The organism is Methanobrevibacter sp., assembly GCF_045112895.1.
Lineage (GTDB): Archaea > Methanobacteriota > Methanobacteria > Methanobacteriales > Methanobacteriaceae > Methanocatella.
The window spans coordinates 39,616-52,255 of record NZ_JBGUIH010000016.1 but is presented as its reverse complement, the minus strand read 5'-3'; the positions used below and the strand labels follow the sequence as shown (position 1 = coordinate 52,255).

General features: G+C 36.6%; 15 protein-coding genes and 1 pseudogene. 12 read left to right on the top strand and 4 right to left on the bottom strand.

Annotated features, from left to right (window positions below; genetic code table 11):
• The 3 genes from ACJMLD_RS03520 to serS form a co-directional block, all read left to right on the top strand.
• The coding region (locus ACJMLD_RS03520; RefSeq protein ID WP_405268022.1) for an ArsC/Spx/MgsR family protein at positions 1-266 on the top strand (266 nt) is incomplete at its 5' end.
• A 330-nt stretch (positions 267-596) separates the two neighbouring features.
• Positions 597-968, top strand: a complete 372-nt coding sequence (locus tag ACJMLD_RS03515) for a winged helix-turn-helix transcriptional regulator (protein ID WP_405268020.1) — start codon at positions 597-599, stop codon at positions 966-968.
• Between the two features lie 135 nt (positions 969-1,103).
• A complete protein-coding gene (gene serS, locus ACJMLD_RS03510; RefSeq protein WP_405268018.1) occupies positions 1,104-2,381 on the top strand; it encodes a serine--tRNA ligase in 1,278 nt (425 codons plus the stop codon).
• 48 nt (positions 2,382-2,429) lie between these two features.
• On the opposite strand, the gene ACJMLD_RS03505 is transcribed toward serS, so the two are convergent.
• Positions 2,430-2,798, bottom strand: coding sequence for a HEPN domain-containing protein (locus ACJMLD_RS03505; protein ID WP_405268016.1), 369 nt, complete (start codon positions 2,796-2,798; stop codon positions 2,430-2,432).
• Positions 2,791-3,096, bottom strand: coding sequence for a nucleotidyltransferase domain-containing protein (locus ACJMLD_RS03500; RefSeq protein ID WP_405268015.1), 306 nt, complete (start codon positions 3,094-3,096; stop codon positions 2,791-2,793). Before ACJMLD_RS03500 ends, ACJMLD_RS03505 begins: the two co-directional genes overlap by 8 nt.
• A gap of 489 nt (positions 3,097-3,585) precedes the next feature.
• Between ACJMLD_RS03500 and ACJMLD_RS03495 the strand changes: the two genes are divergently transcribed.
• The 3 genes and pseudogenes from ACJMLD_RS03495 (at position 3,586) to ACJMLD_RS03485 (ending at position 5,717) form a co-directional block, all read left to right on the top strand.
• On the top strand, positions 3,586-4,218 hold the full coding sequence (locus ACJMLD_RS03495) for a flavodoxin family protein (RefSeq protein WP_405268013.1): 633 nt from the start codon (positions 3,586-3,588) through the stop codon (positions 4,216-4,218).
• Positions 4,215-4,622 (top strand): annotated as a pseudogene (locus tag ACJMLD_RS03490) (flavodoxin family protein); the annotation flags it as partial. The gene ACJMLD_RS03495 and the pseudogene ACJMLD_RS03490, both read left to right, overlap by 4 nt.
• A gap of 330 nt (positions 4,623-4,952) precedes the next feature.
• A complete protein-coding gene (locus tag ACJMLD_RS03485) occupies positions 4,953-5,717 on the top strand; it encodes a hypothetical protein (RefSeq protein ID WP_405268011.1) in 765 nt (254 codons plus the stop codon).
• A gap of 167 nt (positions 5,718-5,884) precedes the next feature.
• Here ACJMLD_RS03485 and ACJMLD_RS03480 read toward each other — a convergent pair whose 3' ends face one another.
• Positions 5,885-6,370, bottom strand: a complete 486-nt coding sequence (locus tag ACJMLD_RS03480; RefSeq protein ID WP_405268009.1) for a DUF308 domain-containing protein — start codon at positions 6,368-6,370, stop codon at positions 5,885-5,887.
• A gap of 60 nt (positions 6,371-6,430) precedes the next feature.
• Between ACJMLD_RS03480 and ACJMLD_RS03475 the strand changes: the two genes are divergently transcribed.
• Both ACJMLD_RS03475 and ACJMLD_RS03470 read left to right on the top strand, forming a co-directional pair.
• Entirely contained in the window at positions 6,431-6,946 is a 516-nt protein-coding gene (locus ACJMLD_RS03475; protein WP_405268007.1) for a nitroreductase family protein, read from the top strand.
• Positions 6,933-8,102 (top strand): MalY/PatB family protein, encoded by a 1,170-nt coding sequence (locus tag ACJMLD_RS03470; protein ID WP_405268005.1) that lies wholly within the window; start codon positions 6,933-6,935, stop codon positions 8,100-8,102. Before ACJMLD_RS03475 ends, ACJMLD_RS03470 begins: the two co-directional genes overlap by 14 nt.
• Here the strand turns inward: ACJMLD_RS03470 and nudC are convergent.
• A complete protein-coding gene (nudC, locus tag ACJMLD_RS03465) occupies positions 8,073-8,867 on the bottom strand; it encodes an NAD(+) diphosphatase (RefSeq protein WP_405268003.1) in 795 nt (264 codons plus the stop codon). The genes ACJMLD_RS03470 and nudC overlap by 30 nt on opposite strands.
• A gap of 74 nt (positions 8,868-8,941) precedes the next feature.
• On the opposite strand from nudC, the gene ACJMLD_RS03460 reads away from it, so the two are divergent.
• The 4 genes from ACJMLD_RS03460 to ACJMLD_RS03445 all read left to right on the top strand — a co-directional run bounded on the left by ACJMLD_RS03460 (position 8,942) and on the right by ACJMLD_RS03445 (position 12,606).
• The gene (locus ACJMLD_RS03460; RefSeq protein ID WP_405268002.1) at positions 8,942-9,442 is read left to right on the top strand and encodes a ferritin; all 501 of its coding nucleotides are present in this window, start codon (positions 8,942-8,944) and stop codon (positions 9,440-9,442) included.
• 40 nt (positions 9,443-9,482) lie between these two features.
• A complete protein-coding gene (locus tag ACJMLD_RS03455; protein ID WP_405268000.1) occupies positions 9,483-10,133 on the top strand; it encodes an adhesin in 651 nt (216 codons plus the stop codon).
• 284 nt (positions 10,134-10,417) lie between these two features.
• Entirely contained in the window at positions 10,418-11,401 is a 984-nt protein-coding gene (locus ACJMLD_RS03450; protein ID WP_405267998.1) for a beta-ribofuranosylaminobenzene 5'-phosphate synthase, read from the top strand.
• 44 nt (positions 11,402-11,445) lie between these two features.
• Positions 11,446-12,606, top strand: coding sequence for an MFS transporter (locus tag ACJMLD_RS03445; RefSeq protein WP_405267996.1), 1,161 nt, complete (start codon positions 11,446-11,448; stop codon positions 12,604-12,606).
• Positions 12,607-12,640 lie beyond the last annotated feature (34 nt).

Here is a 12,640-nt window from a genome sequence, read left to right as displayed (position 1 = left end):
CAAGGCACATCATAGAGGATAATCCTGCTGCTGATGAATTGCGCAGATGGTGGGAAATATCCGGCTTGCCGCTCAAAAGGTTTTTCAACACCAGCGGAATGAAATACAGGGAACTTAAACTGAAGGACAAGTTGCCTGAAATGTCTGAAGATGAACAGTTGGATTTATTAGCTACTGACGGCATGCTTGTCAAAAGGCCGATCCTTGTAGCGGACGACTTTGTTCTGGTCGGTTTCAAGGTCAAGGAATGGGAAGAAAAGCTATAATAAAAAAAGTAGAGATGGTAAGAATTTTTTGATTAAAAGGGAAATTAGACGTTGATTTTTTTAAGCTCAATGCTTATCAAAAAATTCTTTTGAAATCCCATGACTATGTGTTTTTGCTGTATAGTGTTATTTGAAGGAAAATGGAGGGTCATGTTCATTCATTGATTTTTTGATTTTCCCATCTCTCGAAAGTGCAATATTGCGCTTTCACTACAACATAGGTCAACCATATTTAAAAGCTTTTGGTAACCATTTGCTCACCAAGACAGTAAACTTTATATATTCAAAAAATAATCATTAATACGAAATTAACTTTATGGAGGGTTTTTCATGAATGTGAATGCTCAACTAAACACTTTCCCAATAGACAATGCAGTTCAATTGATTAGGAAAAAATGGGTTGTACAGATCATCAACGATTTGTTCTTCGGCAAAACCCGTTTCCATGAATTTAAGGAAAACAGGCCTAAACTATCCAACCGTGTCTTAAGCAGCTGCCTTAAGGAAATGGAGGAGAACGGCTTGATCAATCGTATTGCTGACAAATACGATAAGAAGAATGTGAGATACTACCTGACTGAAAAGGGCCAGGCACTAAATAAGATTATTTACGAAATGGCAATCTTCAGCGTAGACAATGAAAACTACACAGACCAAACCAAAACTGAGTTGAAATCAGTCTTTAGAGAGAAATTGTTGTAGTTGCAAAAATGTTATTAGGGTTCCTTTTGAACTCTAAAACTACTTTTTTTTATTAATCTTTTTAATTAATGATTAACTTTAAAAAATAAAAGATTCAAATTTATATTTGTATAAAATATTTTAGGGGACAAAATATTGTTAGATATAAAAGTATTCAGAGAAAGTCCGGAACTCGTTATAGACTCTGAAAAGAAGAGATTCAGAGACACTGAAAATGTCGAAAAGGTAATAGAATATGACGCCTTATGGAGAGAAGGTGAAAGAAAACTCAATTCATTAAGATCTGAGAAAAACAAATTATCCAAATCATTCAAAAAAGCAAAGGAAGAAGGCAATTTGGAAGAGGTAATCAAACGCTCTAAGGAAGTGGCAGCAGAAATCAAGGAATTGACAGCCAAAAATGCAGAATACCTCAAACTCAGAGACGATTACAGATACAAGGTCGGAAACATCATCGATGAGGATGTTCCGATTTCAGATACTGAAGATGACAATGTAGTGATAAGAACATATGGTGAAAAGCCGGAATTCGATTTTGAAGCCTTGAACCATGTTGATTTGATCAATAAAATCGATGGGGCAGATCTTGAAACTGCCGCCGAGATTGCAGGGGCACGATTTTATTACCTCAAAAGGGATATCCTGCATCTGAACCTGGCGTTGATTCAATTCGCTTTATCTGAACTTGAAGCTGAAGGATACATCCCAATGCAGACACCGTTCTTCGTAAAAGGTGAAGTTGCAGCGGAAACATCCGAATTAGGTGAGTTCGAAGAGACATTATACAAAGTGGAAAACGAGGATTTGTTCCTGATTGCAACCGCCGAACAGACTTTGGCTGCGCTTCACAGGGATGAAATCATAAACCCCGACGATTTGCCGTTGAGATACTGTGCGCTTTCAACCTGCTTTAGAAAAGAGGCAGGATCACATGGTAAGGACACATTGGGAATATTCAGGGTTCACCAGTTCGAAAAGATTGAGCAGTTCATTTTCTCAACACCTGAAGATTCCAAAAACCAGCATGACAAGCTGATGGAAGTCACCGAAGGAATCTATCAGAAATTGGGTCTTCCGTATCAGATAATAGCTATTGTGTCATCTGCTTTAAACGATAATGCGGCCATCAAATACGATTTGGAAGCATGGTTCCCTGGTTCAGGTACTTATCGTGAGCTGGTTTCATGCACCAACTGTAAGGATTACCAGGCACGCAAGACCAAAACCCGTGTCGGAAGGGCAGGCTCCGGAGATGCCCAAACCCTGCACACCCTGAACAGTACTGCAATCGCTACCGAGAGAACAATGTGCTGCATTCTGGAAAACTATCAGCAGGCTGACGGCAGCGTTAAAGTTCCTGAAGTGTTGGTCCCTTACATGAATGGAAAAACCGTTATTGAAGCTAAAAAATAGATTATCTAAAAGATTTAATGAGATTAAATCTCATAAAATCTCTTTTTTTTACAAAAATTTTTCAGATTCTTTTAAGAATTCTTCTGCTTTTGAAATTAGATTCTCAGCTATTTCTTGTGTTATATAGTCAACAGAACTATAATCAGCATCCTCCCGTTTTGATTGCGATGATGGAAGATGCAAATATATTTCATGATTGAATATGTCTTCATGTACATATTTCAATGAAAATAGTTTTATGACTCCCTCATGAGTTTTTGCATCATATCCTTTTTTGTTTAGCAGCGCTTTTGCCATCAAAAACATGCAGTAATAAGATAAGCTAGCAGAATCAGAATATTGTCCAAGTTCATATAAAGCTTTGCTGGATTTTAATTTGTCATATGATTTTTTGCATAGTTTTTCAATTTCACTCAAGAATTATACCTTCTCTTAAAACATTAGTTAAAAAAGAATAATCTTTAGTTTCATTGAAGATATTTTCCGGCATTACATGGACAGAAAGCAACTCGCCTTCTTCTAAAACGGTATCTCCGATTATTCTAGAAATTTTTGGCCAAATATCGTTATGATAATCAGAAACAACTAGAATATCAATATCTGAATCCGGACGATAATCTCCTCTTGCAACTGAACCGAATAATATCATTAACTTTATTTTATCAGAATTAATGGTTTTTGCAAAATTTTCAGCGATTTCCATTTTAGTAGACATGCATTTCATCCTCTTTAATCTAATATTTCTATGTAACTTAATTGTAATAAGATTATTCTTTTTTTCCAGATATCTTTAACCATTCTCTAGTTAAAAATTGATACCAGCGCCGTTATCTTTTACAATATTGTGTAATGAAGTATGATTTTAGTATTAGATATTACTTTTCTAAGTGCTAAAAATCACAAAAGCATATTCCTGCATTTTAAAAAAAGTTAAATATTACATAAAATTGCTGATTAATGTAAGTCAAGAAGAACATGAAATGTGTAATATTCGAACCTTGCAGCCTTACTGCATTCTGGAAAACTATCAGCAGGTTGATGGCAGCGTTAAAGTTCCTGAAGTGTTGGTCCCTTACATGAATGAAAAACCGTTATTGATGCTAAAAAATAGCTTCAAATTTTATCTTTTTTTTAATAATTTTAAATTTTAATTTTCTGGACTATATCAATAAATAATTTATAATTCTTCAAATAATCTATTATTATGAAAACAATTGTCATTAATGCAAGTCCAAGAAAAACATGGAATACTGCAGAGATTATGCAATCAGCTCAAAAAGGTGCAGAATCCGTAGGAGCTGAAACGGAATATTTCAATTTATATGATTTGGTTTTTAAAGGCTGCAGAAGCTGCCTTGCCTGCAAACTCAAAACCAAAACAAAAGGAAAATGCTATTGGAAGGATGACTTAACTGATGTAATCGATAAAATCTTTGATGCTGATTGCCTTTTGATAGGTTCACCAATCTACTTCGGCCAGCCTACAAGCGAATTCCGAGCATTGATTGAAAGGCTGATATTCTGCATAATGTCTTATGATGACGGGTCCAGCTATTTCACCGGCAAGGTCAATGTCGGAATTTTCTACACAATGAATGCTCCATTGGAGTTTTACGAACAGTCCATGAAGGACAGTTTGTCAAGCACTGAATTTTTATTCTCATTTTTAAATGGTGAGATTGTAACCTACCCTGTTTGCGATACAATTCAGATTGCCGATTATTCCAAATTCAACATGGCCGGCTTTTCACAGGAACTCAAGGAAAAGCAATGGATTTTGCAGTTCCCGAAAGACTTGGAAAAGGCATTTGAAATCGGAGCGGAGCTGTCCAAATGAAGACCATCGTAATCAATGCTGACCCTAAAAGAAGAGGGCATAATGCACAGCTCATGAAGAAAGCCAGTCAAGGTGCGGAGTCTGTAGGTGCTGAAGTCGATTACATTGATTTGTATAAACTGGATTTGTCAGGCTGCAGAATTTGCCTAATCTGCAAAAGGGATGAGGATGCCTGCAAATGCTATTGGAGAGATGAGCTTTCTCCTTTGATTGAGGAGATTTTCAATGCCGATTCCCTATTGATTGGAGTTCCGATATTTTTCTCCCATCCTTCAAGCCATTATATAGCCTTGCTTGAAAGATTGATATACTGCATGGTTTCCTATAAGACAGGCAATAAGTTCAAGGGCAAAGTCAATGTCGGGCTTTTCTACACCATCAATTATCCTAAGGATTACTTTGAAGAGAAAATTCGACCTCACCTAAAGCAATCTGAAGGCTTGCTTAAGATGCTTAATGGAAAAGTTGTAATCGATTCATTTTATAACATTTCAAAGAATGATTACTCCAGTGAAGATTCAGATACAATAAATTCTAAAGAAGAGCAATTTCTACAGGATTTGGACAAGATCTTTGATATCGCCGCCGATTTAAGCCAATGATAGGCATTATTTTTTTTTTAAAATTTTTCATGTATACATTTTTTAAAAATGAATACATTTATATACTAGTTCATGCAGATAATTAATTGTGTACAAAAACCAAATTTGTATTACACAATGGATGTGATAAAAATGACAAACCAAAAAAGAACTAGAAAATTCGAATTCGGAAACGGTGACTTCGGAGGATCCGGAGAATTCAGATTTCGCTTTCCGGAAGACATGACTCGTGAAGACTTCGAAAAGATGTTTTCCGAAAGAATGCAATACTTGCACAAAAGATATACAAAAGGCACAGATGAATATTTTGACAGAAAATCAAAAAAGGAAAACCTTAAACCTTTAAGCATTCGCGTAAAGCCACACACAAAGGAATTCTATAAGAAACATTCAATGCTTTCTCCAAGAGATGTGCTTGAAATGTATGAGAACTTCAACAATGGCTCAGAAGCTTTCATAAATTCCCTTATTGAAGATGAAAAGCAGCTTGAAAAGGAATTGACTGAAGTTCAGGAAAAGCTGCACAATGCAAAACTCTTCAGGGAAAAGCTGTCAGAAATGGAACCTCAAAGTGATGTTTTGACCGATGAGGATAATCTCATTGAATTGCAAAGCCACTATGAAAACAGTGAAATCAAATCCATCGGAAACGAGACATCAATCGGAAAGGCTCAAAGCGACATTGTAAGAGATATCCAAATATACAACACATTGGATGTTAGCTTTTGGAATAATCAGTACCTTGTCCTTACGGTATACACCAATGCCCAGCCGATTGTATACTACTTCAAAAACGAGTATTCCAAGGAAGATATCTCTGAAATCATAGAGCATGTTAAAGAGTTCTGCGGCGAAAGCGATATTGATTTCAGAACTTTAGAAAATTCAGACATTTAAAAACTTTTCGGAAGTGTGAAAATGTGCTTTTTCGCACTTCAACAATTCTTATTAATTCTTAAAATAAAGTATTATCTGGGATTTCCCCCAGACTTGGTTAATGATATGTTTTATTAGTGATGGTTGTTTAGGTATTTTTAACTATTTTTTGGATTGTTAGCCAAGTCTTAATCATCAAGCAGATATGCAATACCTTCAATAATCAAGACAATACCGATAACGATTGCAAGATATATCGGGTGGCCGCCAGCAAATACTCCAAGAGCGATTGCAACAATACCCATCAATAAAACGAGTATTGAAGTGAAGTTTGAAATTCTGCTTACTTTGGATATCAATCCAGCTATTCCGAATATTATCATTATAAATCCGACAATATAGAATTGGAAAGAGACTAAGAATGCTATTGCATTTATGTAGAACATGAACAGCAATCCTAAAATGATGGAAATAATCCCAATAAGGATAATTGCTATTGCAACTTCTTTTTGTGCATCTTTCATGGTATATCCCATGAATGCTGCGGAAATACCGAAGAACACTAAACTTAAACCAACAATTATTGAAACCAATTCGGATGAAAACATTGGGAATAGTATGAATATCAAACCAAGAATAATGAAAAATATCCCTGCACCTTTTGTAGTATCCATTAAATTTCACCTCCGTTTATTAAACTAATTATTTATATGATAAAGATATTATTTAAAAATATGTCTGATTTTGAAGAAATTGTTAACACAAGAAGAAGCATTCGTGAATATAATGACAAACAAGTGAGTGATGGGGATATTTTAAAAATCTTGAAAGCGGGAATGCAGGCACCAGGTTCAAGGCTCGGTGCGGAACCTTGGGAGTTTGTTGTAATTAAAAACAAGGAAACCCTTTTAAAGCTCTCTGAAATAAAGCCTAGAGTCAAAACAGCACCTGTTGCAATTTTGCTTGTTGCAAATATCGAAAGGGCATTCTATAAGGCGCATTGGCAGCAGGATATGGCTGCCGCAGCCGAAAATATGCTTCTTGAAGCGGTCAATCTGGGCTTGGGTGGCCTTTGGAATGGGGTGGCGCCAACAGAAGAGACAATGGAAAAGGTGTCAGAGTTATTTGACCTGGATAATGTCAATCATGTTCCGTTCTGTGTGATAACATTGGGCTATCCTGCCGAAGGATGGGAAAACAAGTTCATGGACAAATTTGATGAAGAGCGTATTCACTATGAAAGATACTAAACATGATTTTCAAAGTGTAACAGATAGGCACGATACCAACTGCCTAAAATGGGATTTTTTCAAAGATGATTTGCCGATGTGGGTTGCGGATATGGACTTTAAGGTAGCTCCGGCTATCGAAAAAGCCATTTTAAAAAGGGCTAAACATCCGGTATACGGATACACCATAGTTCCGGATGAGCTGTTTGATGCCTACATCAGCTGGTGGGATAGAAGATATGGCTTTAGGATGTCCCGCGAGGATATGGCATATTCGATTGGCGTAATGCCGTCAATATCTTCAATGATAAGGTGCTTGACCGATGTCGGTGATGAGATACTTATTCAGTCACCTGTCTATCATGTGTTTTTCTATGTAATTGAGGACAATGGCCGCAAAGTTCTGGAAAATGAGCTGATTTATGAAAACGGAGAATATAAAATAGATTTCAATGATTTGGATGAGAAACTTTCTAAAGTTAAGATGATGATACTTTGCAATCCCCACAACCCAATCGGAAAGATATGGTCAAAAGAGGATTTGGCCCGTATTGGCGAGCTTTGCAGAAAACATGATGTTGTCTTGATTTCGGATGAAATTCACTGTGATTTGACAGACCCTGGAGCCAAATACAATCCGTCTGAATCATTGGATAATGTGATAACCTGCTTGTCTCCTTCAAAATCATTCAATATTGCGGGTTTTCAAAGCTCTATCGTCCACACTAAAAATAAGGAGCTTCTGGATAAGATTAAAACTCAGATGCATATAGACAATTCGGATTCATGCAACGTTTTTGCAACATCTGCTGTGACTGCTGCCTATAATGACTCAGAAGAGTGGCTGGATGAGCTTCGAGAAGTATTATATGAAAATAAGATGACTGTCAAGGAATATCTAACCAATGAATTGCCTGTCATTAAATTGGTCGAATGCGATGCAACTTACTTGCTGTGGCTTGACTGTTCGGATTTAAAGGTGCCTTCAAAAGTATTATCCGAATTTTTAAGAACAAATCAGGGATTGTTTCTCTCAGCAGGCATTGACTTTGGCCAAAATGGAGATAATTTCTTAAGGATGAATATAGCTTGCCCTCGAGAGCTTTTGGATGATGGTCTGGCAAGACTGAAAGCCGGCGTGATAGCGCTAAACACTATCAATAAAGGATTGTATTAGCCAGTCAGAAATGCTGATATCAGATCCGTATCTGATGATTTCATCCTTTTTAAACCACTGTGCCCTTACGATTTCATCACCATCCACCTTAATTTCACCTGATTCGTATTCGGCAGTAAAGCCGAGCATCAATGAGTCTGGAAATGGCCAGGATTGGCTTCTTTGATATTGCACATTCTTAATTTTAATGCCTACCTCTTCTGAAACCTCACGGTGGACGGCCTCTTCAACGCTTTCTCCAGGCTCTACAAAACCTGCTATCAGCGCATATCTGATGTTGTCGTGGTAGCTGTGTTTTGCCATAAGCAGTTCATCGCCTTTTCTGATTGCCACAATAATTGCAGGGGAGATGTGAGGATAATGGTTCTGTCCGCAATTGGGGCATTTCAGCATCATGTCCTTCTCATCTAATTCGGTCGGTGTTCCGCATCTTCCGCAAAACTGGAATGACTTATACCAATCGCTGACAAGAACTGCCTTTGACGCTATATGGTATAGGTCATGGTCTTGTTCATAGACTTCATGCAATGGATAGAATGATTCATCGCTATTGACATTAGCTGCAAATGCTCTTTTGCCTTTGTAATCGCCGATATATAGGCAAAAATTAACATTAAAATTATCTAATGATTCAGGCAACTTTTTATCTTCATCCAAATACAATTCTCTATTTTCATTAAAAACGAATAAATAATCATCAGCAGTTGGTGTAATTTCATCACTAAAATCGATTTTGTAGTTTTCATATAGGGACTTTTCAATCATGTTAGGGTATATGTTTTTTTAATAACTTAAAATTTATATTAAATCACTTACAAAATTTTATATGGTGATATTTAATGGTATCTGAAAATATGGAAAAAGCATTAAACGGTCAATTAAATGCTGAAGTTTACTCTGGATATTTATATTTATCCATGGCAGCTTACTTTGAAGATGAAGACTTAGCAGGATTCGCTAACTGGATGAGAGTTCAAGCAGCTGAAGAATTGGAACACGGAATGAAATTCTATGACTACATTATCAGAAGAGGAGCTTCCGTAACCTTAACTGCAATCGAAGGACCTCAAACCGAATGGGATTCTCCAGTGGCTGCATTCGAACATGTATTGGAACATGAAAAAATGGTAACAGGCCTTATCAATGATTTAGTCGATTTGGCTATTCAAGAAAAAGACCACGCAACCAACAACTTCCTGCAATGGTTTGTTGAAGAGCAAGTCGAAGAAGAAGAAAACGCAATGGAACTTGTTGCTAAAATCAAACTCGCTGACGGCGACAACAGATTGATTTACGAATTGAACAAAGAATTAGGTGCACGTGCACCATCCGAAGACTAGATTTCATCTAGTCTCAACTTATTTTTTTTCAGGTGTTATTATGGATTATCCGGACGGCCCCACCAGCGAAGCTCAAATAGACTCAACAGAACATGACTCTAATATAATAGGTGAAAATGAATTGGGTAGCGTCTATATTCATGGTCCTTTTGGAAATCCCGAATCGGAAATTAGGATAGCATATCTGATTGGAATGCATCCACTTGAAAGCAAATCCCACAGGGCATTGTTTGAAAAACTGACTTCAGAAAGCGATTTGCAGTATTGCTATTATCTGTATAACATCAATGTTTCAGACAAGAATTCAGAAAGTGAAGGAAGGCTTGAGGGCCAGCTTCTAGCCCAGGAATTTGTTCGTGATGAGATTATAGGCAATGGATATGATCTGTTTTTGGATATCCACTCTAATCGCGGTTCCCATGGTCCGGGTGATTATCAGATAACCAATTTTGTTTTTGCCCCTGGCTTTGATGACAGATCTTCCAGATATATGAATGAGATAATTGATTCGATTGAAGGAATTGTTTATTATGCTCCGGAATTCAGGTCTAGCCCGCCATATATTACTGAACCGACTTCCAAAGCAGGAATTGCCACTATTGTTTATGAATGCTATTCATATGAGCCTATGGAGTTAACCTTAAGCTTGGCTGAAAAATTGATAAATGCCGTGGACAATCTTGAGTTTTAAAAAAAAGAAAATTTGAGAAAAGAGTTTTTCTCAACTTAAAATGAATATATCAATGCTGCAATCAACGGTATAATTAAAGTCAGGTATACTGCTGCAATTGTAACATCAATGTCGAATATACTTTTTGGAATTAAGCTTTCTAAATTCATGGATATATTTTATAATTTCATATATAAAATACTTTTTATTTTTTTTTAAAGTTTATTTGAATAATCATGATAACATTTATTATTGATTAAGTTCATAAATTAATTGTTTATTTAAATATTGGAAGTGAAAAAGAAATGATAATTAGAGCCCCTTCAAGAATTCATATGTCTCTCATTGATTTAAATGGGTCATATAGAAGAGTAGATGGCGGAATCGGTTTGGCATTAGCTGACCCACAATTCGTTTTAGAATCCGAGCAAATTGAAAGTGGAATAGAACTTGAATTTGCCGATACAGTAACAGATGAAGAAGCTATTTTGGAATGTCAGGAAAAGATTCCTGCAGCAGCTCAAAAAACCTTGGATTATTTTGATATAGATGCTGGTTTCAAATTCACAGTTCATCAGACATATCCTCCGCATTCCGGATTTGGAAGCGGAACACAAATTGCTGTTTCTACCGCTCACTTGATTACCGAAACAATGGGCATTGAAGTGGAAAGCAGAATTCTCAGCAGTATTGTTGGAAGAGGAGGAACTTCTGGAATCGGAACATATACTCATGATTTAGGAGGATTCATCTTGGATGGTGGACACAGTAAGGAAGAAAAGCCTTTGTTCTTGCCTTCAGGTGCATCAAAGGCAAAACCTGCAACATTGATTGCAAGATATGACTTCCCTGAAGAATGGGATATTCTAATTGCCATTCCTCATATTGAAAAGCATATGGAAGGTTCCGATGAAGTGGACGTTTTCCAGACATACTGTCCTATTCCTAAAGAGGAAGTCGAACAGGTATCTCACTTGATTTTAATGAATCTTGTTCCGTTCATGCTTGAAAAGGACATCAAAAACTTTGGTTGGGCTGTAAGCGAGCTTCAAAAAGTAGGTTTCAACAAATTGGAGCACAGCTTGGATGCAAGTTATTTGCCGACTATGCAGGCTATTGAAGATGCCGGAGCCTATGGTGTAGGTATCTCATCATTCGGACCGGTTTTATACTCAGTCTTTGATGAGGAAAATGCATTCATTGTTGAAAAAACCAAAGAAATCATCGGTGATAAGGGAACAGTCTTTGTCACTAAAGCGCAAAACCATGGATTTGTTATTGAAAAATAACAAATTTACCTTTCTTTTTTTTTTTAATTTTATGGAAATTTTTTATGAAAAATAATCCTAAAACATTGCTTTATATTTTGATGTTGGCTTCATTGGGTATTAATACGCCATTAAGCATTGTAGGGATAATTTCACTAATATCGACTCATTTTAATACAACAATAGCTGTTTCAGGCCTTTACGTAAGCTCATTCACATTTACCATTGCGGTTTGTGGATTATTCATTCCGGTACTGTTTTCAAGATTTGAAAGGAAAACGACATTCATTTCTATTTTAAGCGTATTTGCAATTTCCAATTTGGTGATTGTCTTTTCGGATAGTCTTTATCTGTCATTGTTCTTTAGAATCCTGTCTGCCGTATTTTATCCGGCCTTTATTTCAATCGCGCTTACTGTTTGTGAAGAAATTGCTCCTGAAGGCGAAGAGCAGGATTACATCACAAAAATACTTTTGGGAATTTCAATCGGAAGCATTGTAGGGCTGCCTATAACAACTGGCCTTGGAACGGTCCTTGGCTATGAGATTGCAATGCTTTGGATATTTCTGATTAATCTCCTATCGCTGATTTTAATCCTATTGTTCTTTCCAAAAATCGATGGGAAAGCGAAAAGCTATGAAATGCCGTTGTCCAAGTTAAGGTCAAAAGAGTTTATTATAGCTTCAATAGCGATAATATTGATGCCTATAGGGGCAAGCATAGTCTACAATTACATGCCGTATTTCCTTCAGACCGTTTGCAATATTCATACATATAAATTAAGCATTCTCCTTTTTGCATATGGTCTTATTTCCATTGTCGGAACATGGATCGGTGGAAAGCTGATTGTATATAAGGATAAGGCCACACTACTGATCTTTCAGTTGGTATGCGGATTCGTATTCGTATTGATGTATCTATTTGCCCGTCATCTGATTTCAATCCTGATTCTTTTCATGGTTTTCGGAGTACTGGACGGAATGGGCTATAATCTCATACAGTACATTGAAGATTCGGTATTGTCCAGAACGCCCGAACTTGCAAATGGCATATTCTTAAGCATTTTGAATGGCGGAATAGCTATCGGTACTGCAATCGGAGGATTTCTGGTCAATGACTTTGGGGTAATGTCAATATTCATTGGTGGGGCTGCATTTTTGGTTATGGCATTTATTATGCTCTTTTATGCAATATTCAATCTTAAAATCAGTTTAAAGTATAGCTGAAAAGTTTTGAAAAATAGATTTTATTTGGAATTTA

Excerpts from the sequence above, each read along its gene's own strand:
- nudC (WP_405268003.1), bottom strand. The coding sequence starts at position 8,867 with ATGATTGAAAAGTCCCTATATGAAAACTACAAAATCGATTTTAGTGAT.
- ACJMLD_RS03470 (WP_405268005.1), top strand. The coding sequence starts at position 6,933 with ATGAAAGATACTAAACATGATTTTCAAAGTGTAACAGATAGGCACGAT.
- ACJMLD_RS03460 (WP_405268002.1), top strand. The coding sequence starts at position 8,942 with ATGGTATCTGAAAATATGGAAAAAGCATTAAACGGTCAATTAAATGCT.
- ACJMLD_RS03445 (WP_405267996.1), top strand. The coding sequence starts at position 11,446 with ATGAAAAATAATCCTAAAACATTGCTTTATATTTTGATGTTGGCTTCA.
- ACJMLD_RS03455 (WP_405268000.1), top strand. The coding sequence starts at position 9,483 with ATGGATTATCCGGACGGCCCCACCAGCGAAGCTCAAATAGACTCAACA.
- ACJMLD_RS03450 (WP_405267998.1), top strand. The coding sequence starts at position 10,418 with ATGATAATTAGAGCCCCTTCAAGAATTCATATGTCTCTCATTGATTTA.
- ACJMLD_RS03485 (WP_405268011.1), top strand. The coding sequence starts at position 4,953 with ATGACAAACCAAAAAAGAACTAGAAAATTCGAATTCGGAAACGGTGAC.
- ACJMLD_RS03495 (WP_405268013.1), top strand. The coding sequence starts at position 3,586 with ATGAAAACAATTGTCATTAATGCAAGTCCAAGAAAAACATGGAATACT.
- ACJMLD_RS03480 (WP_405268009.1), bottom strand. The coding sequence starts at position 6,370 with ATGGATACTACAAAAGGTGCAGGGATATTTTTCATTATTCTTGGTTTG.
- ACJMLD_RS03515 (WP_405268020.1), top strand. The coding sequence starts at position 597 with ATGAATGTGAATGCTCAACTAAACACTTTCCCAATAGACAATGCAGTT.
- ACJMLD_RS03475 (WP_405268007.1), top strand. The coding sequence starts at position 6,431 with ATGTCTGATTTTGAAGAAATTGTTAACACAAGAAGAAGCATTCGTGAA.
- ACJMLD_RS03500 (WP_405268015.1), bottom strand. The coding sequence starts at position 3,096 with ATGTCTACTAAAATGGAAATCGCTGAAAATTTTGCAAAAACCATTAAT.